The organism is Methylobacterium sp. Leaf102, from assembly GCF_001422425.1.
GTDB lineage: Bacteria > Pseudomonadota > Alphaproteobacteria > Rhizobiales > Beijerinckiaceae > Methylobacterium.
On the sequence record NZ_LMMX01000041.1, the window covers coordinates 94699 to 120807 of the forward strand.

At 66.8% G+C, this 26109-nt stretch carries 25 protein-coding genes and 1 tRNA gene; 9 read left to right on the top strand and 17 right to left on the bottom strand.

What is annotated here, in order from left to right; all coding sequences use genetic code 11:
* Positions 1 to 3: 3 nt before the first annotated feature.
* From ASF27_RS21055 to ASF27_RS21065, 3 genes are read right to left on the bottom strand one after another with little or no spacing between them, the layout of a single operon-like run.
* Positions 4 to 213, bottom strand: coding sequence for a hypothetical protein (locus ASF27_RS21055; protein WP_056262353.1), 210 nt, complete (start codon positions 211 to 213; stop codon positions 4 to 6).
* A gap of 1 nt (position 214) precedes the next feature.
* Positions 215 to 1930: a potassium-transporting ATPase subunit KdpA gene (kdpA, locus tag ASF27_RS21060; RefSeq protein ID WP_056363318.1), complete on the bottom strand. Its 1716-nt coding sequence runs from the start codon at positions 1928 to 1930 to the stop codon at positions 215 to 217.
* 14 nt (positions 1931 to 1944) lie between these two features.
* Positions 1945 to 2034: a K(+)-transporting ATPase subunit F gene (locus ASF27_RS21065; RefSeq protein ID WP_056174250.1), complete on the bottom strand. Its 90-nt coding sequence runs from the start codon at positions 2032 to 2034 to the stop codon at positions 1945 to 1947.
* A 465-nt stretch (positions 2035 to 2499) separates the two neighbouring features.
* On the opposite strand from ASF27_RS21065, the gene ASF27_RS21070 reads away from it, so the two are divergent.
* Positions 2500 to 2745: a hypothetical protein gene (locus tag ASF27_RS21070; RefSeq protein ID WP_156467603.1), complete on the top strand. Its 246-nt coding sequence runs from the start codon at positions 2500 to 2502 to the stop codon at positions 2743 to 2745.
* A gap of 50 nt (positions 2746 to 2795) precedes the next feature.
* On the opposite strand, the gene ASF27_RS21075 is transcribed toward ASF27_RS21070, so the two are convergent.
* Positions 2796 to 3962 (bottom strand): YncE family protein, encoded by a 1167-nt coding sequence (locus tag ASF27_RS21075; protein WP_056262358.1) that lies wholly within the window; start codon positions 3960 to 3962, stop codon positions 2796 to 2798.
* A gap of 449 nt (positions 3963 to 4411) precedes the next feature.
* Between ASF27_RS21075 and ASF27_RS23465 the strand changes: the two genes are divergently transcribed.
* The gene (locus ASF27_RS23465) at positions 4412 to 4969 is read left to right on the top strand and encodes an ATP-binding protein (RefSeq protein WP_277996081.1); all 558 of its coding nucleotides are present in this window, start codon (positions 4412 to 4414) and stop codon (positions 4967 to 4969) included.
* A 108-nt stretch (positions 4970 to 5077) separates the two neighbouring features.
* Positions 5078 to 5782 (top strand): glutathione S-transferase N-terminal domain-containing protein, encoded by a 705-nt coding sequence (locus ASF27_RS21080; RefSeq protein WP_056363321.1) that lies wholly within the window; start codon positions 5078 to 5080, stop codon positions 5780 to 5782.
* Positions 5783 to 5785: 3 nt separating this feature from the next.
* Here ASF27_RS21080 and ASF27_RS21085 read toward each other — a convergent pair whose 3' ends face one another.
* The gene (locus ASF27_RS21085; RefSeq protein ID WP_056363325.1) at positions 5786 to 6655 is read right to left on the bottom strand and encodes an MBL fold metallo-hydrolase; all 870 of its coding nucleotides are present in this window, start codon (positions 6653 to 6655) and stop codon (positions 5786 to 5788) included.
* Between the two features lie 191 nt (positions 6656 to 6846).
* Here ASF27_RS21085 and ASF27_RS21090 point away from each other — a divergent pair, with 191 nt between their 5' ends.
* The 5 genes from ASF27_RS21090 to ASF27_RS21110 all read left to right on the top strand — a co-directional run bounded on the left by ASF27_RS21090 (position 6847) and on the right by ASF27_RS21110 (position 13571).
* Entirely contained in the window at positions 6847 to 8151 is a 1305-nt protein-coding gene (locus ASF27_RS21090; RefSeq protein ID WP_056363329.1) for a glycosyltransferase family 1 protein, read from the top strand.
* A 29-nt stretch (positions 8152 to 8180) separates the two neighbouring features.
* The gene (locus ASF27_RS21095) at positions 8181 to 8504 is read left to right on the top strand and encodes a rhodanese-like domain-containing protein (protein ID WP_056174239.1); all 324 of its coding nucleotides are present in this window, start codon (positions 8181 to 8183) and stop codon (positions 8502 to 8504) included.
* 137 nt (positions 8505 to 8641) lie between these two features.
* On the top strand, positions 8642 to 9796 hold the full coding sequence (locus ASF27_RS21100; RefSeq protein WP_056174237.1) for an efflux RND transporter periplasmic adaptor subunit: 1155 nt from the start codon (positions 8642 to 8644) through the stop codon (positions 9794 to 9796).
* A gap of 292 nt (positions 9797 to 10088) precedes the next feature.
* Complete coding sequence (locus ASF27_RS21105) at positions 10089 to 13298, top strand: multidrug efflux RND transporter permease subunit (RefSeq protein ID WP_056363332.1); 3210 nt, start codon at positions 10089 to 10091, stop codon at positions 13296 to 13298.
* A gap of 196 nt (positions 13299 to 13494) precedes the next feature.
* Positions 13495 to 13571, top strand: a tRNA-Pro gene (locus tag ASF27_RS21110).
* Between the two features lie 136 nt (positions 13572 to 13707).
* Here ASF27_RS21110 and ASF27_RS21115 read toward each other — a convergent pair.
* The 10 genes from ASF27_RS21115 to ASF27_RS21160 all read right to left on the bottom strand — a co-directional run bounded on the left by ASF27_RS21115 (position 13708) and on the right by ASF27_RS21160 (position 23724).
* Complete coding sequence (locus ASF27_RS21115; protein ID WP_056262371.1) at positions 13708 to 15279, bottom strand: SpoVR family protein; 1572 nt, start codon at positions 15277 to 15279, stop codon at positions 13708 to 13710.
* Positions 15280 to 15352: 73 nt separating this feature from the next.
* Positions 15353 to 16654, bottom strand: coding sequence for a YeaH/YhbH family protein (locus tag ASF27_RS21120; protein WP_056304248.1), 1302 nt, complete (start codon positions 16652 to 16654; stop codon positions 15353 to 15355).
* 92 nt (positions 16655 to 16746) lie between these two features.
* Positions 16747 to 18699 (bottom strand): PrkA family serine protein kinase, encoded by a 1953-nt coding sequence (locus tag ASF27_RS21125; RefSeq protein WP_056174228.1) that lies wholly within the window; start codon positions 18697 to 18699, stop codon positions 16747 to 16749.
* Between the two features lie 202 nt (positions 18700 to 18901).
* Positions 18902 to 19345, bottom strand: a complete 444-nt coding sequence (locus ASF27_RS21130) for a 4-aminobutyrate aminotransferase (protein ID WP_244481085.1) — start codon at positions 19343 to 19345, stop codon at positions 18902 to 18904.
* Between the two features lie 143 nt (positions 19346 to 19488).
* Positions 19489 to 20013, bottom strand: a complete 525-nt coding sequence (locus ASF27_RS21135) for a MerR family transcriptional regulator (protein WP_056363338.1) — start codon at positions 20011 to 20013, stop codon at positions 19489 to 19491.
* An 8-nt stretch (positions 20014 to 20021) separates the two neighbouring features.
* Positions 20022 to 20345, bottom strand: coding sequence for an integration host factor subunit alpha (locus tag ASF27_RS21140; protein WP_056174941.1), 324 nt, complete (start codon positions 20343 to 20345; stop codon positions 20022 to 20024).
* Between the two features lie 95 nt (positions 20346 to 20440).
* A complete protein-coding gene (locus ASF27_RS21145; protein WP_056363341.1) occupies positions 20441 to 21418 on the bottom strand; it encodes a beta-ketoacyl-ACP synthase III in 978 nt (325 codons plus the stop codon).
* Positions 21419 to 21446: 28 nt separating this feature from the next.
* A complete protein-coding gene (gene plsX / locus ASF27_RS21150) occupies positions 21447 to 22481 on the bottom strand; it encodes a phosphate acyltransferase PlsX (RefSeq protein ID WP_056363343.1) in 1035 nt (344 codons plus the stop codon).
* 167 nt (positions 22482 to 22648) lie between these two features.
* Complete coding sequence (locus tag ASF27_RS21155) at positions 22649 to 23158, bottom strand: DUF177 domain-containing protein (protein WP_056363347.1); 510 nt, start codon at positions 23156 to 23158, stop codon at positions 22649 to 22651.
* Positions 23155 to 23724: a ubiquinol-cytochrome C chaperone family protein gene (locus ASF27_RS21160; protein ID WP_056262382.1), complete on the bottom strand. Its 570-nt coding sequence runs from the start codon at positions 23722 to 23724 to the stop codon at positions 23155 to 23157. Before ASF27_RS21160 ends, ASF27_RS21155 begins: the two co-directional genes overlap by 4 nt.
* 209 nt (positions 23725 to 23933) lie before the next feature.
* On the opposite strand from ASF27_RS21160, the gene ASF27_RS21165 reads away from it, so the two are divergent.
* Positions 23934 to 24431: an outer membrane protein assembly factor BamE gene (locus ASF27_RS21165; protein WP_056174216.1), complete on the top strand. Its 498-nt coding sequence runs from the start codon at positions 23934 to 23936 to the stop codon at positions 24429 to 24431.
* 112 nt (positions 24432 to 24543) lie between these two features.
* On the opposite strand, the gene ASF27_RS21170 is transcribed toward ASF27_RS21165, so the two are convergent.
* Complete coding sequence (locus tag ASF27_RS21170) at positions 24544 to 25641, bottom strand: GGDEF domain-containing protein (RefSeq protein WP_056363350.1); 1098 nt, start codon at positions 25639 to 25641, stop codon at positions 24544 to 24546.
* 219 nt (positions 25642 to 25860) lie between these two features.
* Positions 25861 to 26049: a hypothetical protein gene (locus tag ASF27_RS21175; protein ID WP_156368912.1), complete on the bottom strand. Its 189-nt coding sequence runs from the start codon at positions 26047 to 26049 to the stop codon at positions 25861 to 25863.
* Between the last annotated feature and the right edge of the window lie 60 nt (positions 26050 to 26109).

Below are 26109 nucleotides of genomic sequence, written 5' to 3' on the forward strand. Positions count from 1 at the left end.
CGGTCAGGGTGCGAGCGCTCGCCCGAGCAGAGTCACCGCTGCCCCGAGGCAGAGGGCGCCGAGCAGGGCCAGCCCCAGGAGGACGAGGACGACGTCCGAGATGCGAAGGGCGGATCGGTGCCGGTCGACCCGACTCCACGTCCGCGGGCGGGGCCGGTGCTTGGCGAGGGCGCGCCGGGTCGGCGTGCGGCGGGGCAGCGTGATGTGACGCATCTCAGCCGCCCGCCGGGAAGGTCTGGCCCAGGCCGCCGGCGAGGTGCTCGACGATGGGTCCCAACGCCAGTGCCGGAAAGAACGTCAGGCCGCCGACGATGAGGATCACGCCGACGAGGAGCCCGACGAACAGGCCGCTGTCCGTCGGGAAAGTCCCGGCCGAGGCCGGCACGGTCTTCTTCGCCGCGAGCGAGCCCGCGATGGCGAGCGCCGGGACAATGACGAAGAAGCGGCCGAACAGCATTCCGAGGCCCAGCGTGGTGTTGTAGAAGGCCGTGTTCGCCGTCAGGCCCCCGAAGGCCGACCCGTTGTTCGCCGCCGCCGAGGTGAAGGCGTAGAGGATTTCCGAGAAGCCGTGCGGGCCGGCATTGGCGGGTCCGGCGAGGCCGGCCGCGACCACCGTCGCCAGGGCCGTGAAGCCGAGCATCATCAGTGGCAGGCACAGGATCGCGAGCATCGCCATCTTGACCTCGCGGCCCTCGATCTTCTTGCCGAGGTATTCGGGGGTGCGTCCGACCATCAGGCCGGCGACGAAGATCGTCACGATGACGAAGACCAGGATGCCGTAGAGGCCCGCCCCGACGCCGCCGACGATGATCTCGCCGAGCTGCATGTTGATGAGCGGAACCATGCCGCCCAGCGCTGTGAAGCTGTCGTGCATGGCGTTGACCGCGCCGCAGGACGCCGCCGTGGTGATGGTGGCGAACAACGCAGAGGCCAGGATCCCGAACCGGACCTCCTTGCCTTCCATATTGCCGCCGGTCAGCCCGAGTTCGTTGAGGACGGGGCTGCCCGCGCTCTCGGCTCCGTAGACGATGGCGGTACCGGCGAGGAACAGAACGGCCATGGCGGCGAGGATGGCCCAGCCCTGGCGCTCGTCGCCGACCATCCGGCCGAACACGTTGGTCATCGCCGCGCCAAGGGCGAAGATCGAGACCATCTGGACGAAGTTCGCGAGGGCCGTCGGGTTCTCGAACGGATGCGCGGCGTTGGCGTTGAAGAACCCGCCGCCGTTGGTGCCGAGCATCTTGATGGCGACTTGGCTCGCCACGGGGCCGACCGCGAGGGTCTGCTTGGCGCCCTCCAGGGTCGTCGCCTCCACGGCCGCCCCGAGGGTCTGGGGAATCCCCTGTGACACCAGGAACAGCGTGTAGACGATGCAGAGCGGCAGCAGCACGTAGAGGGTGGTGCGTGTGAGATCGACCCAGAACGAGCCGATCGTGCGGCTCGAAGCCCGGCTGAACCCGCGCACCAGCCCCACCGCCAGGGCGATGCCGGTGGCCGCCGAGAGGAAGTTCTGGTGGGTCAGGCCCAGCATCTGCGTGAGGTACGACAACGTCGTCTCGCCGCCATAGGATTGCCAGTTCGTGTTCGTGACGAAGCTCGCGGCGGTGTTGAAGGCGAGGTCCGGCGCGACCGCCGTCTGGCCGTCCGGATTCAGCGGCAGCGCGGCCTGGATGCGCAGGAGCGCATAGAGGGCGAGGAAGCCGAGGACGTGGAAGGTCAGCATCGATAGCCCATAGGCCAGCCAGTGCTGTTCCTGCCGCGCATCGATGCCGGCAGCGCGGTAGAGGCCGCGCTCGATGGGGCCGAGCGCAGGCGACAGGAGGGTGTGCTTCCCCGCGAAGACGCGGGTCATGTAGCCACCGAGGGGGCGGGCAAGCGCCACCACGACCGCGCAGAACAACGCGATCTGAATCCAGCCATTGAGGGTCATGGGGAGGGTTTCCGTCAGAACCGCTCGGGGCGGACGAGGGCGTAGGTGAGATATCCGAACAGCCCCAGGGCCGTGAGGGCGCCGAGTGTCAGGTCGAGGGTCATGGCGCGGGGCTCAGAGGCGTTCGCAGAGCGCGGCGTAGCCGGCGGCCAGGCCGAAGAAACCGAGCCCGAGGGCGATGAACGTGATGTCCGGCATGGTGCGTCCGTTGCGGTTCGGCGAGCCGGTGTCGGGACTGGCCGTGCTCGTTGACCCTTGTGGACGCGTTCCGCATGAGGGTTCGAGATGGAAGCGCGGGCGATTTCATAAGGATCCCATCAGGATCGCCAGACTGTGTGTCGTGCTCGTTCGAGGGGAAGCCCCCTGAGGATTACGCGCCGAGAGCCGTCCGCAGCGCGAAGGGCCGAACCCAACGGGCACCGGCCGCCCGGAGACCGATCCGGGTGCACGAGACACCTTTTTACAGCCAATTGATCCAAGTTAATTACGCCGTCGATCCACACGCCGAGAAAGGACGCCGACCTCGCGCGAGCGGTCGGGTTGCGCCGCGGTGACGGCTGCCTTCTTCCATGCCGGAGCCCTACATCCCTATGGCGAAGAATAGCTCGGGAAGCCGCGGCAAGACGAACCCGGAGATCGAGCCCGCTTACCGCGCTCTGGTTCTCGGGAAGGATGGCTCGCTCGTCGGGTCGGTCCGCCTCGACTCGCGGAACGACGAGGAGGCCTGCGCACGTGCGAAAGCGCTCGTCGATGGCCACGCCATCGAGCTCTGGCAGGGCGTGCGCTTCATCGAGCACTTCCCGATGGGCGATTGAGGCGGACCCGCCGCCGACGGGCGTCGCCCCAAAAGTAGCTGGAGGGCCGCCTATCGCCCGCCGAGGGAGGCCGGTTGTCCCGGAAGGGTCACCCGGTGGCCGGTGTCCGTGAGGGTATCCCCCACGACTCGGTAGACGCCGAGCGTCCGGTCGACGTAGTTGCCGACGTAGACGTAATCACCGGACGGACTGAAGACGATGCCCTGCGTCACAGCCCCGGCTGGGGCTTCGGCGACGCGCCGGACCTGGCCGTCGGGCGCGATGGAAAGCAGCGCCACGGCCCCGTTCGGCGTGTAGCCCGGACTGCCGTGCGGTGCGCTCGCCCCGCGTACGACCGAGACGGCGGCGTGGCGTCCGTCGGGGGCGATGGCCAGGGCTTCGGGCGTGTCGCCGATGCCGAGATGATCGATCACGACGGGACGAGTCCCATCGGCACGGATCACGCTCACGGTGTCGGCATGGCCGTCGCTCGGCTCGGGCCCGGTATTGCCCGTGAGGGCGACGGCCCCGTCCGGCGTGACGGCGAGACCGTAGACGCCGGGGCCGACGGGCAGATCGAGTCCGGTTTCGGAGCGCACCTGCGTTCCGTCGATGGACAGGACACCGAGCTTGGCGGCCTTGTTCTTCGCGACGAAGGCCCGGCGCCCGTCCGGCGCGAAGGCCACCGCCGCCGCTTCGTCGCCGACATCGATGGTGGCGACCGTGCGCACCGTGGTCCCGGCAATGGTCAGGACGGTGACGCTGCGACCCTCGCGGTTGGCGACCAATGCCAGGCCGCCGGACCTGTCGATGGCGATCCCGGATGGCTGACGACCGACCTTGACCGTCTCGACAAGACGGGGCGGCACGGCAGCGAGATCGATGACATGGAGCCGGTCGTCGGGCTGCGCGTACCAGGCGGTCCCCTCCTGCCGCATCAGGACGGAACTCGCGACGAGGCCGAGCCGACCGTTCGGGGTGATTCCGAGGTTGGTCGGTGGTCCGTAGACGGAATTGTCGAGGGGCAGGGTATGAACGAGGCGAGGTCTTGCCTCGTCGCTGACATCGAGGATGCCGACGGAATCGTGGCCATTCGGGCCGTTGCGGCCGCCTGCGGGATCGAAGAAGGTCTTACCGTCGAGGCCGACAAGGATGAAGGGTGGCGCCCCGGCCGCGGATGCGCTGGTGACGACGAGAAGCGCGATCGCCCGGACGGCGTTTGTGAGGGTTCGTCTCATGACCCCGACATAGGGGACATCAGCCGGAAAGCCCGTCCGTTGCAACGCCGCTTTGCGGCCGGCCCCGTCCTGCGACGCCTGGCCGTTTCCGTCGTTGCCCCTCGGGCATAGGGCCGAGGAAGCCACCCTCATGTATTTGAAAATAATTCAGTGTTGCATCACGACCGAATTCCAACTTCAAGCAAAGCATCTATGTTGATTTTATCATGTAATTAGACTATTTCTCAGGTCTGTTTGGCATCAAGAGCTAACGTAGGTTACGACTTTGGCCTCCTGATCGTCACCGCTCGATCACTTGCTCGGTCTCAGGCCCGAGGGCTTCCGCTATGGCCCCGACCACGTCTTTGAATTCGACAAGTCACCTTCGGTCATGTCGCCGACAGCGAGGACGCGGTGCGGGCCATGGCCGAGCGCCTCGTGCGTGAGGCCGAAGCGCGAAGCTGCACCCCGTGCGGCGAGCGGCCGGGCCGCGAGCGGACACGCCAGCTCAATTCCCCTTGGCCGGACGGCGAGGCATCCGGCTGCGGCCGGTCCTGATCGCGTGTGACAGCGCAGTCCGTCATGCGAACGACCAGCGCTTTCGGGGGGCTCTGCTTGGCCAACGCAGACAGGCTGTCGAGGGCGACGGTACCGGACGGTCGCGTTGGGCGACAGACGATGTTCAACCCGATCGTTCGTTTGCCGGTCTCGGGGACCATTCTGTTGACCATCGTCGATCATCCCGCTCCGACAACGGCGCCGGTATCCCGTCTGAGAACCTCGGGACGGTGTTCGATCCGTTCTTTACGACGGGGCGCGACCAAGGCGGCCTCGGCCTACACATTGTCTTCAGCCTCGTCGCAACGAGCGTACAGGGGCAGATCGAGATTGCCAGGACCGCCGGTGGGAGCCGTCATCACCCTCGATCTTCCCATGACGCTGACGCGCGCCGATCTGTACCCGCAAGAGATCCCGGCCAAATCGGTTGGGCATCGAAGCCGAATCCCGGCGAACCGCAAACCCATTGATCGCCGGCATGTCCTGGGATCAATGGGGCCTGCGTGAACCGTTCGACGGTCGGCGCGCGTACCCGTGCGTTGCGCCCATCGCCTTCGCGCACGAATCAAGGATGCTCCATGATCGACCTGTATTACTGGCCAACGCCGAACGCCCACAAGGTGACGCTGTTCCTCGAAGAGACCGGTCTGCCTTACACGATCAAGCCCGTGAACATCGGCACCGGCGAGCAGTTCAAGCCCGACTTCCTTGCCATCTCCCCCAACAATCGCATGCCGGCCATCGTCGATCACGCGCCCGAGGGCGGTGGCGAACCGGTGTCGCTTTTCGAGTCCGGCGCGATCCTGCTGTACCTCGCCGAGAAGACCGGTCGCTTCATCGCGCAAGACCTGGGTGGCCGCGCCGAGGTGCTGCAATGGCTATTCTGGCAGATGGGCGGCCTCGGGCCCATGCTCGGCCAGAACCATCATTTCACCCAGTACGCCCCAGAAAAGGTCCCGTACGCCATCACCCGCTACGTCAACGAGACCAATCGGCTCTACGGCGTCCTCGACCGGCGCCTCGCCGACCGCGCGTTCGTGGCCGGTGCGGATTATTCCATCGCCGACATGGCCGCCTATCCGTGGATCGTGCCCTACGAAAAGCAGGGCCAGACCCTTTCGGATTTCCCGAACCTCGCGCGATGGTTCACGACCATCGCGGAGCGCCCGGCCACAAAGGCGGCCTATGCCCGTGCACCGGAGGTCAACCCGGATTTCGGCAAGACCATGAGCGAGGACGCCAAGAAGGTGATGTTCGGTCAGACCGCCAAGGGGCGTGCCTGATCCTCAACCGCGGAGCGTATCGAGGGCGACCGGGGCGGCATGCGGGCGGGTCGCCAGCATGCCGTCGAGGAGCGCCAGAACCTCGGCCCGGCCGCAATTGGCGGCCGGCTCGAACGGCGTCCAGGTCTGGGTGAAGTCGAGCTGGGCGAACACGTCGCGGTAGCGCCGCAACTCGTTCGTGGTGAGCGGCACCCCGCGCACGAACGCCTTGTGAGCCGAGATCGTGACGGCCCGGCGGAAATCCTTCGGGTCGAGCTCGAACTTCAGGGCGTCGCCGCAGAACAGGATTTTTCGCGATCTGTCGAACAGCACGGCGTGGCCGTCGAAATGTCCGGCGGTGCGGTGGAGTTCGAGTCCCGGCAGGGGCTCGAGAAAATCGTCGTAGGGCCACGACACCTGAAGCGCTGCGCTCCACACGAAGTCGGCGGCCGGCAGGCACAATTCCGGGTCGAACCGGTCCTGCAGTTGCACCAGAGCACCGTAGGCGTGCGGGTGGGACGACGACAGCACCTGCATGCCGCCGAGGTTCGCGATGTGCTTGAGCGCCGCTTCGCTGAAGACCGGGCAGGCCTCGAAGCCCATGTTGCCGTGTGGCGTCTGAATCAGATACGCGCTCGGCCCGATTCCCGAGACCGGGTCGTTCCAGAACCGCCAGACACCCGGCTCCAGCTCCTCCCAGTGGCAGGGAAAGCGCGCCTGCGCCTCCGCCTCCGTCCAGAACTGCCATCCGTTCTGCGGCACCACGTGGCGCGCGTCGAGGCACATTGGGCAACCGGCCGGAGCGGTGAAGTGGCGCTGCCAGAACCCGCAATTGTCGCAGGTGTAGGCGGGCAGATCGAGGGCGCCCGCGAAGGGCAGGTAACCGGGAGACACGGGGGCGTTGCTCGGGTTGGCCAGACGGCGTTGCGGGTGGCGTTTATCGATCCCTTTAACTAAGGGATCGGCGCGGGGCTGTGGCACGCATATAGGGCATCGGCCCGAAAGGTGGTTGCCGGCTTTCGGAAAAGTCGATGCCGAGACAAGCGCCTCGATACGGCGCCGCGCCTGAACGCAACCGGAGGATCATGCCCGTCTCCTCGATCGCCTTCGACCTCACCCGCCTCATCACCCGGCTTCGTCACGCCTCGCCGAGCGGAATCGACCGGGTCGACCTCGCCTACGCCCGCCATGTCCTGGGGCAGACCGGTGCGCGCTTCGGCCTCGTCTCGACGGCCCTCGGCCCGAAGGTGCTGGAACGGGCCGAGGCCGCCGCGATCGTCGAGGCTGTGGCGGCGGGCTGGGTCGAAGATCGCGCGGCGGAGGACGATCCGGTCTATCGCCGCCTTGCCGGAGCCCTCGGCTCACCCGTGCGCGAGACATCGAGCCCGCCGCGGCGCCCGGACACCGCCGCACGCCGACGCCTCCAGGCCCGCACGGCCTGGACGGTGCTGCGCGCACGCGGCCCCGACCGGCTGCCGAAGGGGACGGTCTATCTCCACACCTCGCACCTGCGCCTCGACAGGCCGGAGCGGTTCGACTGGCTCTACGACCGCCGCGACATCCGCCCGGTCTTCTTCGTGCACGACCTCATCCCCATCGCCTATCCGGAATACGGCCGACCCGGCGAAGCCGAGCGCCACGCCACCCGAATGGGGACCATCGCGGCCCATGCGGCCCATATCCTCGTGAACTCGGCCGACGTCGCGGCGCATCTCTCGGGGTATCTCGCGGCCCGTGGCCTTCCCCAACGCCCGACGACTGTGGCCTGGCTCGGCGTCGAACCGGTCTTCCAGCCGGCCTCAGGCGCCCCGAACTTGGTGCCCGACCGTCCGACTTTCGTGGCCTGCGGCACCATCGAGCCGCGCAAAAACCATCTCGGCCTGCTCAACCTCTGGCGCGACCTCGCCCAGCGCCACGGCCCGGCGACGCCGCGCCTCGTCCTCGTCGGACGCCGGGGCTGGGAGGCGGAGAACATCATCGACATGTTGGAGCGCTGCCCGGCCATGCGGGCGCACGTGATCGAGGTCGGCGGTCTATCGAGCCACGGCCTCGCCCGCCTGCTTCAGGAGGCCACCGCACTCCTGATGCCCTCCTTCGCGGAGGGGTACGGCCTGCCGGTGGTGGAAGCCGCAGCCTGCGGCCTGCCCGTCGTCGCCTCGGATCTTGCGGTGCATCGCGAGATCGGAAGCGGCTTCGCCCACCTCCTCGACCCCCTCGACGGTCCGGGCTGGCGCGAAGCCATCGAGGCGCTGAGCGCTCCCGCCTCCCCCCTGCGGGCGGACCTGAAGTCGCGCCTCGACGGCTACGCACCGCCCGACTGGACAGGGCATTTCGCCGGCGTCGACGCGGTTCTGGCCGAGCGCGTTGCGGCCACCTCCCCACGCGCTTAAAACAACAGCGGACGAACGAGGATGGATCAATGAACGTGGTCGATCTCGACCGGGATACGGTCAAGACGGGGCTCGCCGACGGGACGATCCTGCTTATCGACGTGCGCGAGCCGCATGAATATGCCAGCGGCCACATCCCGGGCTCGGTCACGCACCCGCTCTCGACCTTCGATCCGGACGCCATCGCCGCCCTGGTGTCGGAGGATGGCAGGCGTCCGGTGTTCTCCTGCGCTGCCGGCGTCCGCTCCGTGCACGCCCTGGCGGCCGCACAGCGGGCGGGGCTCGCCATCGACGCCCATTACATCGGCGGCTTCAAGGATTGGTACGGCGCCGGCGAGCCGATCACGCGATAGCCTCGCGGCTCGACCACCGGATCAGGCCGTATTCGCGAACACCGCGTTCGGTTTCAGGCGGACGAGCGACCATGTGCGGCAGCGCACTCCATGGGCGGCACCGTACCTCTAGCTCGAAGGGCATAGGGATTATCGATATGCGCAGGCGTCCGCTCTTCCGTTTTCTTCCGGCCCTCGGTCTCGCCCTGGCTGGGCTTCCAGTTGGGGCGGGACTTCCGGTCCTGGCCCAGGCGCCGGGCGGTCCACCGCCGAAGGTGACCACGGCCAAGCCCGTGGTTCGCGAGATCGTCGAGACCGACATGTACACGGGCCGGTTCGATCCCGTGGAGATCGTCGATGTCCGTGCCCGGGTCACGGGCTACCTGGAGAAGCTCAACTTCCAGGACGGCGCCAACGTGAAGAAGGGCGACCTGCTCTTCGTCATCGACCGGCGCCCCTACAAGGCCGCCCTCGATCAGGCCCAGGCCGCCCTGGTCTCCGCCAAGGCGCGGCTGAACTTCTCGCAGACCGACCTCGATCGCGCCCAGACCTTGAGCCGCTCGGGCAACATCTCCGAGCAGGTCACGGACCAGCGCCGCCAAGCTTCGCAGACCGCGCAGGCCGATGTCGACAGCGCCGACGCGCAGCTGCGCCAGGCCCAGCTCAACTACGACTTCACCGAGGTGAAGGCCCCGATCTCGGGCCGCATCAGCAGGCGCCTCGTCACCGAGGGCAACATCGTCATCACCGACCAGACCCTGCTGACCACCATCGTGTCCCTCGACCCGATCTTCTTCGGCTTCACAGTCGATGAGCGCTCGTTCCTGAAGTACCAGGGATCCCTCGGGATCGGCATGGGTCAGACCCAGCGGGGCAAGGGCGTTCCGATCCTCATTGCGCTCACGGGCGAAGAGAAGCCGACCCGCAAGGGCGTCCTCGACTTCGTCGACAACCGCGTCGATAACGCCACCGGAACCGTGCTCCTGCGCGCCACCGTCGAGAACCCCGACGGTTTCATCAAGCCGGGCCTGTTCGGTATCGTGTCGCTGCCCGCGACAAAGCCGTACCAGGGCATTCTGTTGCCGGACGACGCGGTCTCGGCCAACCAGGACAAGCGTGTGGTCTACCTCGTGGCGGACGACGGCTCGGTCGCCTCGCGCGAAGTCAAACTCGGTCCGAAGGTCGACGGCTACCGGGTGATCCGCGACGGGCTGAAGGGCGACGAGAACGTCGTGGTCAACGGCCTGTCCCGCGTGCGCCCCGGCGCCAAGGTCACGGCCGAATCGTCGACGCTGCCGCCCCGCAAGAGCTGACGGACAGCGATTCCCCGTTCCCGTGTCCGTAGACCGGTCCGCTTGCGCAGGATCGACGGGCACCGGCAAGATCACGTGTCGTGCCGCGGCCCCCGGGTCGTCGCACGACACGCCCGTTTCGCGGCGCGCCGGGTGGGGGCAAGGTGCCTCGCGAGACGAACGTCCGGCCCATCGCCGGTAAGACCTGAGGAGAGCGTGCACCCGGATCGTCCGTGATCCGTGCGCCCGTCCGCTGACGACAAGACGGTCCCGTCCGGGGTGAACCACCCTGGAGCGGCGAGAGGTTCACCCCATGCGTTTTGCCCACTTCTTCGTCGATCGACCGATCTTCGCGTCCGTGACGTCGATCCTGTTCCTGATCATCGGCTACGTCTCGTACGCCTCCCTGCCGGTCTCGCAGTACCCTGAGATCGTACCGCCCACCGTGGTGGTGCGCGCCTCCTATCCGGGCGCCAATGCCGAGACGGTCGCCGCCACCATCGCCACCCCCATCGAGCAGGAGGTGAACGGCGTCGACAACATGCTCTACATGACGTCGCTGTCGACCAACGACGGCAACATGCAGCTCACCGTCACCTTCAAGGTCGGCACCAACCTCGATATCGCCAACGTGCTGGTGCAGAATCGCCTCTCGGTGGCCCAGCCGCGCCTGCCGCCGGACGTACGCAACCTCGGCGTCACCGTCCGCAAGGCCTCGCCCGACCTGATGCTCGTCGTGCACGTGCTCTCGCCCGACAACACCTACGACCAGAACTACCTCTCGAACTACATCTACCTGCGGATACGCGACGAGTTGCTGCGCCTCGACGGCGTCGGCGACATCACGGTCTTCGGCGGCAGCGAGTACGCCCTGCGCATCTGGCTCGACCCCAACAAGCTCGCCGCCTACGGCCTCTCGACCACCGACGTGCTGACCTCGCTGCAGGAGCAGAACGTGCAGGTCGCTTCCGGCGCCCTCGGCGCGCCCCCAGCTCCGGCGTCGAACGCGTTCCAGCTCGTGGTCCAGTCCCAGGGACGGTTCCAGACCCCTGAGGAGTTCACGGAGGTCATCGTCAAGGCCGCCGACGGCCGCCTCGTGCGTATCAAGGACATCGGCCGCACGGAAATGGGCCAGAAGGACTACACCACCCAGTCCTTCCTCAACGCGACTCCGGCGGTGGGCGTCGGCGTGTTCCAGCGGCCCGGGACCAACGCCCTCGAGGCGGCGAGCCAGGTGCGCCAGACCATGGACGTCATCGCCAAGAACTTCCCCCCCGGCGTCGAGTACAAGATCGCCTACAACCCGACGGAGTTCATCGAGGAATCCGTCCACGAGGTCTACAAGACCCTGTTCGAGGCCGTCCTCCTCGTGGTCATCGTGGTGCTGGTGTTCCTCCAGAGCTGGCGCACGGCGCTGATCCCGGTGATCGCGATTCCCGTGTCGCTCATCGGTACCTTCGCGGCCATGGCGGCCTTCGGCTTCTCGGTGAACAACCTCACCCTGTTCGGCCTCGTGCTCGCCATCGGCATCGTGGTCGACGACGCCATCGTTGTGGTGGAGAACGTCGAGCGCAACATGGCCGAGGGGCTCTCGCCCGGCGACGCCGCTCACAAGACCATGGACGAGGTCGGCGGCGCCGTGGTCGCCATTGCCCTCGTGCTGTCGGCGGTGTTCATCCCCACCGCGTTCATCCCGGGCATCTCGGGGCAGTTCTACAAGCAGTTCGCCCTCACCATCGCGGCGTCGACCATCATCTCGATGTTCAACTCGCTCACCTTGTCGCCGGCGCTCTGCAAGCTGCTCCTCAAGCCCCACCACGAGCACAAGCCGCCGAAGTTCTTTCTCGCGCGCTTCATCGCGTGGTGCGCCAACACCTTCAACCGCGGCTTCGACGCTCTATCGAACGGCTACGCCCGGATCATCAAGTTCCTGACCGGGCGGGTGATCGGCCTTATCGGCATGCTGATCGTCTACGGCTGCGTGCTCGCCGGTACGCTTCACCTCGTCACCACCGTGCCGACGGGCTTCATCCCGCAGCAGGACCAGGGCTACCTCATCGGCGTCGTTCAGCTTCCCGCCGGCTCCGCCCTCGAGCGGACGACGGCAGTGGTGCGGCATGCCGCCGAACTCGCTCGCAAGGTCGATGGCGTCGCCAACGCCGTCATCATCTCGGGCTTCGATGGCGCGACCTTCACCAACACCACCAACGGCGCGGTGATGTTCCTCACCCTGAAGGGGGCCAAGGAGCGGGCCGCGACGGGCCGCACCGCCGCCGTCATCACCGGCGACGTGTTCAAGGCCACGGCCGGGATCCAGGAAGCCCGCGTCCTGTTCATCCCGCCCCCCCCCGTACGCGGCCTCGGCAACGGCGGCGGGTTCAAGATGCAGATCGAGAGCCGGCAGAGCTCGGCCATCGGCCCGCTGCTGGCGGCCGCCAACGAGGTTCTGGCCCAGGCCAACCAGAGCAAGGAGGTGCAGCGCGTCTTCACCACCTTCGGCAACGACACGCCGCAGCTCTTCATCGACATCGACCGCACCATGGCGCGGATGTTGAACGTACCCCTGGCGTCGGTGTTCGCGACCCTGCAATCCAATCTCGGCGGTGCCTACGTCAACGACTTCAACGCCTTCGGCCGTATCTACCAGGTCCGGATGCAGGCCGACGCGGCGTTCCGCCTGGAGAAGCGAGACATCGAGCAGCTGAAGGTCCGCTCGTCCACGGGCGCCCTGGTGCCCATGGGAACGCTGGCCTCCATCCGCGAGATCAGCGGGCCGCAGATCGTCCAGCGCTTCAACCTGTTCTACTCGGTGCCGATCCAGGGCGACGCCAAGCCGGGGATCTCCACCGGACAGGCTCTGGAGGCCATGGAGAAGATCGCCCAGACCATGCCGGAGGGGTATTCCTACGACTGGACCGAGATCGCGTTCCAGCAGAAGGCCACGGGCAACACGGCCGTCTATGTCTTCGCGCTCGGCGTGCTCCTCGTGTTCCTCGTGCTGGCCGCCCAGTACGAATCCTGGGCGTTGCCGCTCGCCATCATCCTGGTGGTGCCGACAGGCGTGCTCGCCGCCCTCGCGGCGGTGCAGTTCCGCGGCCAGGACAACAACATCCTGACGCAGATCGGGCTGATCGTTCTCGTCGGCTTGGCGGCCAAGAACGCCATCCTGATCGTCGAGTTCGCCCATCAGCTCGAGGAGACGGAGCACAAGGGGCCGGTGGCGGCCGCCGTCGAGGCCTGCCGCCTGCGCCTACGCCCGATTCTGATGACGGCCTTCGCCTTCATCCTCGGCACCGTGCCCCTGGTGATCGCCACGGGTCCGGGCGCCGAGATGCGCCAGGCCCTCGGAACCGCCGTGTGCTTCGGCATGATCGGCGCGACTCTGTTCGGCCTGTTCCTCACCCCGGTGTTCTATGTCGTGATCCGCAACCTGTTGATCTGGATCGCGAAGAAGCGTGGCAAGAACCCGGACAACACCACGCCCGATAAGCACGATCCCCACGCGACCCCGTCGCACGCCTGAGAAACCTATGGCTTCGAACGCCCTCATCCGATGTTCGAAGCCACCTTAGGGGTTGCGTCCCGGAGGGCGGAAAGCTAAGACGCCTCCACCCCGCAAGGGGCGTCGCACTCGCCACCGGCCCGGTCGATCGCACCTCCCCCAGAGATGCGTGTTATGGGTTCGGGAGAGGGGAACGGCGGATTTCGGAGCGATCTGACGGAGTATAGCGCAGCCCGGTAGCGCACCTGTCTGGGGGACAGGGGGTCGCAGGTTCAAGTCCTGCTACTCCGACCAATCAAAGCACGGAAACAGCCGGAGGCTGGATCCGCCGCTCCGAGAAAAGGCCGAGGTGCATCGCACCTCGGCCTTTTTCATGTCCCGTCTCTCGTTTCACCGCCGCCCGCCGCCAGTGCGCGCGGCAACGGGTCGATCAGAAGAAGATCGGCCGGGCGCTTGCGTGGTGCTCGGCCAGAACGTCGTCCGTCGCCGGATCGATCTCCCTGAGGATGGCGTCATAGCCCCACAGGTCGGCAAGGTGCTGGAGTACCCGTCGTGCATCGTCCTTCTGCAGGGTGATGCGGTTGAGCGCCTTGTGGTGCACGATGAGGCGGCGATCGCCTTCGAGATCCACATCCATCACCTCGATATCCGGATCGAGCCAGGCGACGTCGTACTGGCGGGCGAAGGAGCGACGCATCTTGCGGTAGCCGCGCTCATCGTGGATCGCCTCGACGCGCAGTTCCGCCTCGTCCGGATCGTCGACCACATGGAACAGCCGCATCTCGCGCATGAGCCTCGGAGACAGGAACTGCGCGATGAAGCTCTCGTCGCGGTAGTTCGCCCAGATGTCGCGCAGGGTCGCCATGGCGTCGCCCGTGCCGGCGATGTCGGGGAACCAGGCCCGGTCCTCCTCGGTGGGCTGCTCCACGATGCGGGCGATGTCCTGCATCATGGCGAACCCGATGGCGTAGGGGTTGTGGCCGCCGTAGCCGCGCTCGTTGTAGTTCGGCTGGCGGATGACGTTGGTGTGCGAGGTCAAGAATTCGAGGTACGCCGCCTCCCCGATGAGGCCCCTCTGCGAGAGGGAATTCATGATCCGATAGTGGCAGTAGGTGGCGCAGCCCTCGTTCATCACCTTGGTCTGGCGCTGCGGGTAGAAGTACTGCGCCACCAGGCGCACGATGCGCAGGATCTCGCGCTGCCACGGCCTGAGGCGTGGGGCGGCCTTCTCGAGGAAGTAGAGCAGATTCTCCTGGGGCAGTTCGAGGAGCGCCTTGCGGCGCTCGACGGCGAGGTCGGGGCGCACGCCGGCGATCTTCTGTGGCAGCGTGCGCCAGAGGTCGTTGTAGACCTGCTCGCCGTGCTCGGCCCGTTCCCGTTCGCGCCGCTGCTCGGACGCCAGATCGGGCCGCTTCTTACGCGGGTAGCGGTGGACACCCTGGTTCATGAGGGCGTGGGCGGCATCGAGAACCGATTCCACCGCCCCGTGGCCGTAGCGCTCCTCGCATCGGGTGATGAAGCCCTTAGCGAAATCGAGGTAGTCGAGGATGCCGTCGGCGTCGGTCCATTGCTTGAACAGGTAGTTGTTCTTGAAGAAGTGATTATGGCCGAACGCCGCGTGGGCGATCACCAGGGTCTGCATCGTCGCCGTATTCTCCTCCATCACGTAGGAGATGCACGGGTTGGAATTGATGACGATCTCGTAGGCGAGCCCCATCATGCCGCGGCGGTAGCTGGCCTCGTGCTGGGCGAAGTGCTTGCCGAACGACCAGTGCTTGTAGAACAGCGGCATGCCGATGGAGGCATAGGCATCGAGCATCTGCTCGGCGGTGATGATCTCGATCTGGTTCGGGTACCACGAGAGGCCGAGTTCCCGCGCCTCGGCCTCGCAGGCGTCGTGGATTCGTTTGATCGTGTCGAAGTCCCAGTCGTTGCCGGTGAAAAGGGGCGTCCGGGCGCCCGGCACCGGATCGAACGTGGGGCGGGTGATGCTGCCGACCATGGTCGTCCTCTGATCCCAAGCGGTTCGTCTCGCCTCCCCTCCCCGCGACGGGGAGGAGAAAGCCGTCGTCGCCTCAGGCTTCCGCTTCCGCCCGCGCGTCCTTGCGCCCGAACAGCTCGCGGAACACCGGATAGATGTCGCGCCGGTGGTTGACCTTGCGCATGGCGATGGCGCCGCCGGATTTGGCCAAGCCCTCGTAGGTGCGCCACAGGGTGGTGCGGTGCTCGACGAAGCCGGCGCGGGGACCGTTCTCGTCGCCGACCTCGAGATAGGCGAAGTGCTGGCAGGCGGGCAGGATATGGGCACGGAGCAACTCCGTGGCGGTCGGCCCGTCCGACGAGACGTTGTCGCCGTCCGAGGCCTGCGCCGCGTAGATGTTCCAGTCGTTGGGGTCGTAGCGCTCGGTGATGACCCGCTTCATCTCCACCAGCGCCGACGAGACCAGGGTGCCCCCGGTCTCGCGCGAGCCGAAGAACGTCTCCTCGTCCACTTCCGTCGCCTTGTCGGTATGGCGGATGAAGACGATCTCGACGTGGCGGTAGCGCCGGGTCAGGAAGATGTGCAGCAGGATGTAGAAGCGCTTGGCCAGATCCTTCATGTGCTCCGTCATGGAGCCGGACACATCCATGAGGCAGAACATCACCGCCTGCGCCACGGGGCGCGGATAGGCCTCGAAGCGGCGGTAGCGCAGATCGAGCGGGTCGACGTAGGGAATGCGCTTGGTGCGCTCGCGCATGGCCGCCAGGGCCAGGAGCAGGTCGGGCAGGTCGGGATGGCTCGACGGCGTCTCGGCGATGCGGGCTTCCAACGCCGCCAGTTCATCGGGCTTCGGGCGCTTGAGGGCGATGCGCCGGGACATGGAATTGCGCAGCGTGCGGGTGAGCGCGAGGTTCGCGGGCGAGCCCGACACGGTGTAGCCGGCCCTCCGCAACCCTTCCGTCTCGACCACCGAGAGGCGGCGCTTGGCCAGATCCGGCAGTTCGAGGTCTTCGAGGAAAAGTTCGAGGAATTCGTCGCGGGTGAGGACGAAGCGGAACGCGTCCTCGCTGTTCTCCTGGCCCTCCCCGCCCTCGCCGGAGCCCCTGCCGCCCCCGCCGCCGGGCGGGCGCTCGATGCGGTCTCCCTCCACGTAGGTCTTGTTGCCGGGCAGGATGTGGTCGTGCAGTCCCGTGCCGGCCTGGCGGGCAAAGCGCGGCTCCCGCACCCCGTCCAGGGGCACCGACACGCGCCCGTCCTTGCCGAGATCCTTGATGTCCTTCTCGCGGGCGGATTCCCGCACGGCGCGCTGGGCCATGTCCTTTACGCGGCGCAGGAAGCGCTGGCGATTGGCGAGGCTCTTGCCCCCGGGATTCAAACGACGATCGACGATGTGCATCCGGTGTGTTTGCCTTCGCCCTCAAGAGTCTCGCGGGTTTCGACGGGCCGGAAGCGGCCGCCTGACGGCGGACGCCTTCGTCGTGGGACGTCCTATCCGGCCTGCTTCACCCGCATGTACCATTCGACCAGTCGGCGAACCTGCCGCTCGGTGTAGCCGCGCGCCACCATCCGATCGACGAACTCACCGTGCTTCTTCTCGGTGTCGCCATCCTTCTTCGAACCGAAGGAGATGACCGGCAGCAGCTCCTCGACCTGGGAGAACATCCGCCGCTCAATGACTTCCCGCAGTTTTTCGTAAGACGTCCACGACGGGTTGCGACCACCATGCTGCGCCCGGGACCGGAGGGCGAACTTCACCACCTCGTTGCGGAAGTCCTTCGGATTGGCGATGCCGGCGGGTTTTTCGATCTTGGTCAGCTCCTGGTTCAGCAATTCGCGGTTGAGGAGCTGGCCCGTCTCGGAATCCTTGAAGTCCTGATCCTCGATCCACGCATCCGCATAGTCGATGTAGCGGTCGAACAGGTTCTGACCGTAATCGTGATACGATTCGAGGTAGGCTTTCTGGATCTCGTGGCCGATGAACTCGGCGTAGCGCGGCGCCAGCTCGGTCTTGATGAATTCGAGGTAGCGCTTCTCGGTCTCGGGCGGGAGTTGCTCGCGGCGCAGGGCCTGCTCCAGCACGTACATGAGGTGCACGGGGTCGGCGGAGACTTCCGTGGTGTCGTGGTTGAAAGTCGCGGCCATCACCTTGAAGGCGAAGCGGGTCGAGATCCCGTCCATGCCCTCGTCGACGCCGGCCGAATCCTTGTACTCCTGCATGGAGCGGGCTCTGGGATCGACCTCGCGCAAGCTCTCGCCGTCGTAGACCCGCATCTTCGAGAAGGCGTTGGAGTTGGCGTGCTCGCGCAGGCGCGAGAGCACCGAGAAGCGAGCAAGCATCTCCAGGGTGCCGGGCGCGCAGGCGGCCTGCGACAGCTCGGAGCCGGAGACGAGCTTCTCGTAGATCCGCTGTTCTTCCGTTACCCGCAGGCAGTACGGCACCTTGATGACGTAGATGCGGTCGATGAAGGCTTCGTTGTTCTTGTTGCCCTTGAAGGTCTGCCACTCGGATTCGTTCGAGTGGGCCAGAATAATGCCCGTGAACGGGATTGCGCCGATATTCTCGGTGCCGACGTAGTTGCCCTCCTGCGTCGCCGTCAGCAACGGGTGCAGCATCTTGATCGGCGCCTTGAACATCTCGACGAATTCGAGGACGCCCTGGTTGGCGCGGTTGAGGCCGCCGGAATACGAGTAGGCATCGGGATCGGCCTGGCTCAGGGTCTCCAGGCGCCGGATATCGACCTTGCCGACGAGGCTGGAGATGTCCTGGTTGTTCTCGTCGCCTGGTTCGGTCTTGGCGATACCGATCTGGCGCAGGCGCGAGGGCCGAACCTTGATCACCTTGAACTGCGAGATGTCGCCGTTGAACTCGTCCAGGCGCTTCAGCGCCCAGGGGCTCATGAGCCCGGTGAGACGACGGCGCGGGATGCCGTAGCGTTCCTGGATCTCGGCCCCCATCACCTCGGGGTCGAACAGCCCCAGCGGGCTCTCGAACACCGGCGACACCTCATTGCCGGCCTTCAGCACATAGATGGGGTGAACCTCCATCAGGGCTTTCAGACGCTCGGCGAGGGAGGATTTGCCGCCACCCACGGGGCCGAGGAGGTAGAGGATCTGCTTGCGCTCCTCCAAGCCCTGTGCGGCGTGCCGGAAGAACGAGACAATCCGCTCGATGGTCTCCTCCATGCCGTAGAACTCGGAGAAGGCCGGGTAGACCCGGATCGTGCGGTTCATGAACACCCGGCCGAGGCGCGGGTCCTTGGCGGTGTCCACGAATTCCGGCTTGCCGATCGCATCGAGGATGCGCTCGGCCGCCGTAGCGTACATCAGCGGTTCGTCGCGGCACGCTTCGAGAAATTCGGAGAGGCTCATCTCCGTATCGCGGCGCGCCTCGTAACCACGGGCGAAGCTCTGGAACAGGTCGTTCGTCGACGGCATAGGCATTCCGATCCCCTCACGACAGCGACAGCTTCATCCTGTCTCGGCTGAGATGCAACTGACAGGCCCAGTTTTGTCGCAGTGCGATCATCGCATGGGGCCAGCCTGTGTCGCGTGTCACGCCGCTCGTTCCAGGGGATCGTCGAGCGCCCGGCGATCCCGAGCCAGACCATGCGCGACGGCGCGGCTCGTGGGCGTTCCGTCCGCCTCAGAGGTCGGTGCCGGCCTTCGTCGCATCCTTGGCGGGCGCATCCTTCTTCGACCCGTCGACGGTGATGCGGATGTTCTGGGTCTGCACGTTTCCGTCGGAATCCTTGACGTCCACGGTCACCTCGTCGGTGCCGGTGTAGCCGTCCTTGCTCTGGTAGAAGAGCGCCTGCACGGCCGCTTCCTTGCCGGGGCAGCGGTACTTGGCCGGGGTCTTCATCTTGCCGACCTTGGTGATGAGAGACCCGTTCTTCGGCGCACCACTGACGCGGATCTCCGGCATCGGCCCGGCCGTGCAGTCCTTCTTCAGGTTCGGAACGATGGCGAGACGCACGGACTTGCCGGGCGCGGCCGTCTCGCTGCGGGTCACGGTCGTCTGCGCGAAGGCGGGTGCGGTGAGAAACAGACCGGCGACGAGGGCGGCGGTCGAACGGGCAAGCGGCATCGAGAACACTCCGGCGCGGACCGCGTCCCCGTGCGAGGGCATCGGGCGGGCGAACGCGTCCATGCGATGTGGGGATGCAGAGGCGACGCGTCGAGGGTCCCGATCGGACTTGGCAGTGTCCGTCCCGGGACCGTCGCGGGCCGTCAGGGGTGGGGCCCCGGCTCGTCGGTCGACGCGTCCATGTCGGATAGGCGTTGCAGATCGTTCAGGATCGACCGGCAGGCATAGAGGTCGTCGAGGACGGCTTCGAGAACCGGACGGGCATCATCGGGCAATCCGTCGATCCCAGGCGCATCCAGCTCCTCGGGTCCGTCGTTCTCGGGTGGGGACGCCGCAGCGATTTCGGCCTCGCCACGCCCGACGCTCTGGACGAAGCGGAGCCCCTTCTCGCGTAGGATCGCCTGAGCCCCCTTGATGGTGTAGCCCTGCCCGTGGAGCAGGCTGCGGATGCCTTTCAGGAGGTCGATGTCGTCGGGTCGGTAGTAGCGCCGTCCGCCGGCCCGCTTGACCGGGCGGACCTGCGCGAACCGCGTCTCCCAGAAGCGTAGAACGTGCTGAGGAACTTCGAGCTCGTCGGCCGCTTCCTTGATCGTGCGGAAGGCGGTCGCACTCTTCTCCTGAGCGGCCCGGTCCAGCGTGTCGCGGGGGTCGGCGGCGGCCAACGACATCGGAGTCCTCATTCGTCGTCGTCGTGATCACCGGCGCCATTCAGCCCGTTGATGCGGGCTTTGAGCACGTTCGACGGCTTGAACACCATGACCTGACGCGGCTCGATGGCCACCTCGACACCGGTTTTCGGATTGCGGCCGACACGCCGCCCTTTGCTGCGAACCACAAAGGACCCGAACGACGACAGCTTCACCGTCTCGCCACTGGCAAGACACGTGCAGATTTCAGACAGCACCGTCTCGACCAAAGCCGAGGATTCCGTGCGCGAGAGGCCGACCTGCTGATAGACGGCCTCGCTCAAATCGGCGCGTGTGACCGTCTTTCCCGACATGCGCATACCCCCGGCATCGATTCGTGTTTTATTGCTTATCTGTCTGAGAGGGCACGCTAATCGGCGTTGGTGCCGGGGTCAACCGTGCGGGTGATTCACCAGCGGATCAGGGCCGCACCCCAGGTGAAGCCGCCGCCGATGGCCTCGATCATCACGAGGTCGCCATCCTTGATCCGCCCATCCTTGCGGGCGACGTCGAGGGCGAGGGGTATCGAGGCTGCCGAGGTGTTGCCGTGCCGGTCGACGGTGAGCACGACCTTGTCGCGGGCGATACCGAGCTTGTCGGCCGACGCTTCGATGATCCGCCGGTTGGCCTGGTGCGGCACGAACCAGTCGAGGTCCTCGGCCGTTGTGCCGGACGCCCGGAACGCGTCGTCGATGACATCCATGACGGAACCCACGGCGAAACGGAACACCTCCTTGCCGGTCATGCGGAGGTGCCCGGTGGTGCCCGTCGAGCCGGGGCCGCCATCGACGTAGAGCTTTTCACGATGGCGTCCGTCGGAACGCAGACTGGCGGTGAGCACCCCGCGGTCGGCGCTGGTGCCCTCGCCTTCGCGGGCTTCGAGGACCACGGCGCCGGCACCGTCGCCGAACAGCACGCAGGTGGTGCGGTCTTGCCAATCCAGTAGGCGCGAAAAGGTCTCGGCCCCGACCACGAGGGCACGCCGGGCCGCGCCGGTGACGAGAAACTTGTCGGCCGTGGTGACGGCGTAGACGAAGCCGGCGCACACGGCCTGGAGATCGAAGGCGACGCCGCCCGTCATGCCGAGGCCGGCCTGGATCTGCGTGGCCGTCGACGGGAAGGTGTGGTCCGGCGTCGAGGTGGCGCAGATCACGAGGTCGATGTCGGCCGCCGTGAGACCGGCGTCGTCCAGGGCCGCCTGCGCCGCGCGGGTGCCGAGCAGCGAGGTCGTCTCTGACGCGTCCGACAGGTAGCGCTGGCGGATGCCCGTGCGCTGGACGATCCAGTCATCCGAGGTCTCGACGGTTTTGGCGAGCTCGTCGTTGGTGACGCATCGGGCCGGCAGGGCGGAGCCGCAGCCGACCACGACGGAGCGCAGGCACGTCATCGCTGTGTCCTCGACCACCCGAGAAGCCTCATGCCGAGGCCCCCGCCGGTGTCAGTTCGAGCATGTCGCGGATGGTCCGCATGAGGTCGTGCCGGGCCATGTCGTGGGCGAGGTCGACGGCGGCCGCGAAGCCGTGCGCGTCCTCCGAACCGTGGCTCTTGATCACGATGCCCTCCAGGCCGAGGAACACGCCGCCATTGGCCCGGCTCGGGTTCATCTTCTCGCGCAGAGCCTTAAACGCCTGGCGGGCGAAGAAGTATCCGATCTTGGCCGACAGGGTCCGGCTCATGGCCGCACGCAGGTAGGTGCCGATCTGTTTGGCCGTGCCCTCGGCGGTCTTCAGGGCGATGTTGCCGGTGAAGCCCTCCGTCACCACCACGTCGACGGTGCCGCGGCCGAGATCGTTGCCCTCGACGAAGCCGTGATAACTCAGATTCGGCAGGTCGGCCTCGCGCAGGCGGCGGGCCGCTTCCTTCACCGCCTCGTTGCCCTTCATCTCCTCTGTGCCGACGTTGAGAAGGCCGACGGTGGGCCGGTCGATACCGAAGACGATGCGGGCCATGGCCGAGCCCATCAGCGCCATCTCCACGAGGTGGTCGGCATCCGTCCCGATGGTGGCGCCGACGTCGAGCACCACGCTCTCGCCGCGCACGGTGGGCCACAGGCAGGCGATGGCCGGGCGTTCGATGCCGGCGAGCGTCTTGAGGCAGATCTTCGACATGGCCATGAGGGCGCCGGTGTTGCCGGCCGAGACGGCGGCATCGGCCTCGCCGTCCTTCACCGCCTGGATCGCCTTCCACATGGAGGATTTTCCACGCCCGGTGCGCACGGCCTGGCTCGGCTTCTCGTCCATGGCAATCGCCAGGGCCGTGTGACGGATCTCGACGGCGCCCTTCAGGCGCGGCTCGGCTTCGACGAGGGGGGCCAGGATCGCCTCGTCGCCGAACATCAGGAACGTCATCTCCGGATGGCGCTCGCGGGCGATGGCGGCGCCCGGTACCACCGTGGTTGGGCCGTGGTCGCCGCCCATGGCGTCGAGCGAGATGCACACTCTCTGAGACATATGAAGTTCGCCGAAGGCCTCGTGAACGAGAAAGCGCGCGCGGACGAGGGCCGGATCGGGGCGGCCTCGGTCACGGCGCGGCGGAAAATAGCGACTCGCGCCCGCCGGGCAAACGAAATCTGCCCCGATGGAGGCAAAGCCGTCGATTGAGCCGCCTAAAGGACTGCTCAGTCCTTGCCGCCCTGCAGGGCCCGCAGGCCCGCGAGGGGCGCTCCGTCGGCGTCGGGCTCGGGTTCGGCGAACGTGACACCGGGTTTCCGTGGATACGGATCGAGACCCATGGCCAGGAACTCGGCGGTCAGCAGCCCGAAATCGACGCGTCCGTTGACGATCGGATCGGGCACGTCGATCTCCTCGGCGTCGTGTCCCGTCGGGATCTCGCCATCGGTGAACGCCACATCGACGGTCTCGTGCACGGGCGCTTCGAACTCGTCGAGGCTCACCGTGCAGATCTGAGTCACCACGGCCTCGACGGAACCCGTCACCGACAGGTTCTCCAGCGTGCCGCCGACGCGGAAGCGTCCGACGAGGTCGCGGATCCCCGGAATACCGAAATCGGCGGCGAGCGCCGCGCATTCCTCCGGCGTCGCCGTCACGATGAAGTCGCCCTGGGCGCGCGCCATGCGGTCGACCCGGATCGAGCGTGAAAGCGGTCCGACCGCCTGATCCCGTGTCATCGCGAAACTCCCGATTGGTTCGCCGGTTGAGCGGCGGATTCGATGGCGGCGAAGCGTGGCCCGGCCTCCACGAGGGCGTCGAGGTCGAGGCTCGCGAGCAGCCGGTCGCTCGCCGTCACGTAGCGTGCGAGGTCCGCGGCGTCAGCCGGTGCGGCACCACCGAGGACGTTGCGGGCCAGTGCCCCCGCGAGAGCGTCCCCATCGCCCGCATCGAGGGCCGCATCGTAGCCGGCCGCTCGGCCGTAGAAGGCGGCACCGAGCTTCTTCATGCGCTTGGGCACTCCGAAATCACCGATCCCGCTCTCCCGCAAGGACGAATCGAGCTGGAGGAAGATCGCGTTGATGAGGTCCTGCGCCACGTCCGCCGCGGGCTCGGGCAGCCGGTTGAGCCGCCGCAGCACCAGGATCACGTGCAGGCTCAAACACTCGAAGCGCCCCTCTACCGTGTCGGGCACGCCAAGGGCGGTGTAGAGGGCCGGAACCCGCGCGGCGGCGTTGATGCGCACGTGAAGGTCACGGATCATGCGTTCGCGGGGGCTGGTTCGCCCGAACAGACGGCCGATCATGCGCCTCGCCTTCCCGTGTGGACAGCGCGCCGCGGACGCTGCGGAAGGGCCGGGTGTGGCCCCGCTTGCCTTGTCAAAACCATAACCCCGAGGTACGGCAACGCATGGTCAAGGTGCAACCGTCTTGCGGCTTCCGCGGGCGATCCGTCGCCGTGTCGGGCTCGAGGCCGCAGACGCGTTCAGTTCTTCAACGAGATCAAGGGTGGTCGATGTCGCGCCGTTTCGTTCCGTCGCTCGCGCGCCTTGCCGTCCTGGGCCTCATCGGTACCGGGCTCGCCGGCTGCATCGGCGAGGATCTGCGCCACGGCTATCAGATCGATCAGGCCGCTCTGGCGACGGTGAAGCCCGGCATGAGCGCCGAGCAGGTGCTGACGATCCTCGGTACCCCCTCCACGGTGTCCACGGTGGGCAACAAGAGCTGGTACTACATCAGCCAGAACACCCGCCGTACGGTGCTATTCCTCGGCGAGCAGATCGAGGACCAGAAGGTCACGGCCGTGTATTTCACCCCGGCCTTCAAAGTCGAGCGCGTGGCGCTCTACGGTTTGCAGGACGGCAAGGTGTTCGACTTCATCGAGCGCTCGACCCCGACGAGCGGTGCCGACCGAGCCTTCATCTCGCAACTCTTCCGCGGTCTGACCCGGTACGAGCCCTTCGGCAGCGGGAAGGGTGCAAGCGTCGTCCCGGGCGCACGCGCCGGGCAGTAAGAGCGCATTTGGCTTCGCTGTCACGCTTCCATCGAGGCCGCTTCCGCACCACGGAGGCGGCCTTTTCGCTGGACTGAACGAAGGGGCGGCGGAGCGTTGCGCGAGAATCGGCTCAGGCGGCGGCGCGATCGCGGCCCGAGCCCTTGGCGTCGTACAGCGCCCGGTCGGCCCGTGCGAGGGCCGGGAGGAGGCTGGTTTCTCCGGGTGCGACCATCGCGACCCCCATGCTTGCGGTCCAGGCGGGCAGATCGGGGACCGTTCCGAAGCTCCGCCGTAGATCGTCGGCGAACGCCAAGGCGGTACCCCGGGTGGCGTCGGTCAGAACGACGACGAACTCGTCCCCGCCGAGACGCACCACGAGGTCGCGCCCCGAGACGCGGCGCATGGCGACGGTCGCCAGGTCCACCAGTACCGCGTCGCCGGCCGCATGCCCGTACCGATCGTTGATGGCCTTGAAGTGATCGATATCGATGGCGACCAGGGCGGTGTCCGCGGACACGGTCGTGGGGCCATGGGCCGTGAGGCCGGCGCGGTTCAGGGCACCCGTGAGAGTGTCGCGCAGGGCGATCCGGCGCAGGGCGCTCTGAGCACGCTCACCCGGCATGGCGATGAGCCCCAGATTCAGGATCGCCAGCAGCATCTGGTCCGACAGCATCGGCACGAGCCCCACGACATCGGGAATCGCGCCGTCGGTCGCTAGGATGAGGATCGCTACGACGTACCCCGGAACGTAGCCGAGCAGCGCGAACCCGGCGATGCGTCGTCCTCCGGTCGAGGTCAGTTTCCGGCCGCCGATCAGGATCGTGCCGACGGCGAGCATGTCAAAGACGAGGCCGAGCGTCGCGCCAATCTGGGCGGCCACCGGATACCCCAGGAGGGCGGGACCGAGATAGCCGGCGCAGGGCAGGAGGATCACCAGGGCCATCCAAGGCCGGAACGGTTTCACGCCGTCGAACCGGTACACCCCGGTCAGGATGAGAACGTTGCCGAGGCCGAGGAGGCCGCACAGGATTCCCGCGATGACCGGGTGGTAGCCGAAGCGCGCGTATCCCAGAAGCGTCACCACGTAGAGGGCGAAACTCGCCGCCCAATCCAGCAGATAGGATTGGCCGGTTCTCGCACGCCACAGGGACAGATAGACGACAACGAACGCCGCGCTCGCCAAAATGCTGCAGAGACGAAGGGTCGGCACGTCGGGGATCGAGAGCATCGGATCGACTTGGAGGCGAGCGCAGGTCCGAGATGCTACCGCGAAAGCCTTACGGATTGTGTGGGCGAACGGCAGACCTGTAGCGCCCCGCGTCTCGAACACTCCGATGCGGCATATGCATGCCGGAGGAAACCATCGCTCTACGGTGTCGGACTAGGGAGCTTGGACACGATGTCGGTGAAAGGCCGGCTCGGCCCGCGCGTACGCCGTCCGGCGGTCTCAGCCCCGTGCGCGCTCGGCGGCCTCGATCCGCATGAGTAGATCGGCGAAAGCATCCGCAACATCGGTCTCCGGCCGGGCTTCGTAGACGGCCCGCAAGCCGCAGGCGAGACTGGCGACGATATTGGGAGATAGTCCCTGCGGGTCCGGCCTGGAGCCGTAGGCGGTCTCTTGAGAAAGGTGGGACATCCCATCCCGGCCACCGCGTTGACTCTGCATCGACATGGCGATTCCGCATTCAATATCCGG

Coding starts and splice junctions, on each gene's coding strand:
- ASF27_RS21105 (WP_056363332.1), top strand. CDS start 10,089: ATGCGTTTTGCCCACTTCTTCGTCGATCGACCGATCTTCGCGTCCGTG.
- ASF27_RS21135 (WP_056363338.1), bottom strand. CDS start 20,013: ATGTCGTTGGCCGCCGCCGACCCCCGCGACACGCTGGACCGGGCCGCT.
- ASF27_RS21075 (WP_056262358.1), bottom strand. CDS start 3,962: ATGAGACGAACCCTCACAAACGCCGTCCGGGCGATCGCGCTTCTCGTC.
- ASF27_RS21160 (WP_056262382.1), bottom strand. CDS start 23,724: ATGATCGGCCGTCTGTTCGGGCGAACCAGCCCCCGCGAACGCATGATC.
- plsX (WP_056363343.1), bottom strand. CDS start 22,481: ATGTCTCAGAGAGTGTGCATCTCGCTCGACGCCATGGGCGGCGACCAC.
- kdpA (WP_056363318.1), bottom strand. CDS start 1,930: ATGACCCTCAATGGCTGGATTCAGATCGCGTTGTTCTGCGCGGTCGTG.
- ASF27_RS21140 (WP_056174941.1), bottom strand. CDS start 20,345: ATGTCGGGAAAGACGGTCACACGCGCCGATTTGAGCGAGGCCGTCTAT.
- ASF27_RS21155 (WP_056363347.1), bottom strand. CDS start 23,158: ATGACACGGGATCAGGCGGTCGGACCGCTTTCACGCTCGATCCGGGTC.
- ASF27_RS21055 (WP_056262353.1), bottom strand. CDS start 213: ATGCGTCACATCACGCTGCCCCGCCGCACGCCGACCCGGCGCGCCCTC.
- ASF27_RS21175 (WP_156368912.1), bottom strand. CDS start 26,049: ATGTCCCACCTTTCTCAAGAGACCGCCTACGGCTCCAGGCCGGACCCG.
- ASF27_RS21080 (WP_056363321.1), top strand. CDS start 5,078: ATGATCGACCTGTATTACTGGCCAACGCCGAACGCCCACAAGGTGACG.
- ASF27_RS21065 (WP_056174250.1), bottom strand. CDS start 2,034: ATGACCCTCGACCTGACACTCGGCGCCCTCACGGCCCTGGGGCTGTTC.
- ASF27_RS21170 (WP_056363350.1), bottom strand. CDS start 25,641: ATGCTCTCGATCCCCGACGTGCCGACCCTTCGTCTCTGCAGCATTTTG.
- ASF27_RS21125 (WP_056174228.1), bottom strand. CDS start 18,699: ATGCCTATGCCGTCGACGAACGACCTGTTCCAGAGCTTCGCCCGTGGT.
- ASF27_RS21070 (WP_156467603.1), top strand. CDS start 2,500: ATGCCGGAGCCCTACATCCCTATGGCGAAGAATAGCTCGGGAAGCCGC.
- ASF27_RS21120 (WP_056304248.1), bottom strand. CDS start 16,654: ATGCACATCGTCGATCGTCGTTTGAATCCCGGGGGCAAGAGCCTCGCC.
- ASF27_RS21165 (WP_056174216.1), top strand. CDS start 23,934: ATGTCGCGCCGTTTCGTTCCGTCGCTCGCGCGCCTTGCCGTCCTGGGC.
- ASF27_RS21130 (WP_244481085.1), bottom strand. CDS start 19,345: ATGCCGCTTGCCCGTTCGACCGCCGCCCTCGTCGCCGGTCTGTTTCTC.
- ASF27_RS21095 (WP_056174239.1), top strand. CDS start 8,181: ATGAACGTGGTCGATCTCGACCGGGATACGGTCAAGACGGGGCTCGCC.
- ASF27_RS21090 (WP_056363329.1), top strand. CDS start 6,847: ATGCCCGTCTCCTCGATCGCCTTCGACCTCACCCGCCTCATCACCCGG.
- ASF27_RS21100 (WP_056174237.1), top strand. CDS start 8,642: ATGCGCAGGCGTCCGCTCTTCCGTTTTCTTCCGGCCCTCGGTCTCGCC.
- ASF27_RS21115 (WP_056262371.1), bottom strand. CDS start 15,279: ATGGTCGGCAGCATCACCCGCCCCACGTTCGATCCGGTGCCGGGCGCC.
- ASF27_RS21145 (WP_056363341.1), bottom strand. CDS start 21,418: ATGACGTGCCTGCGCTCCGTCGTGGTCGGCTGCGGCTCCGCCCTGCCG.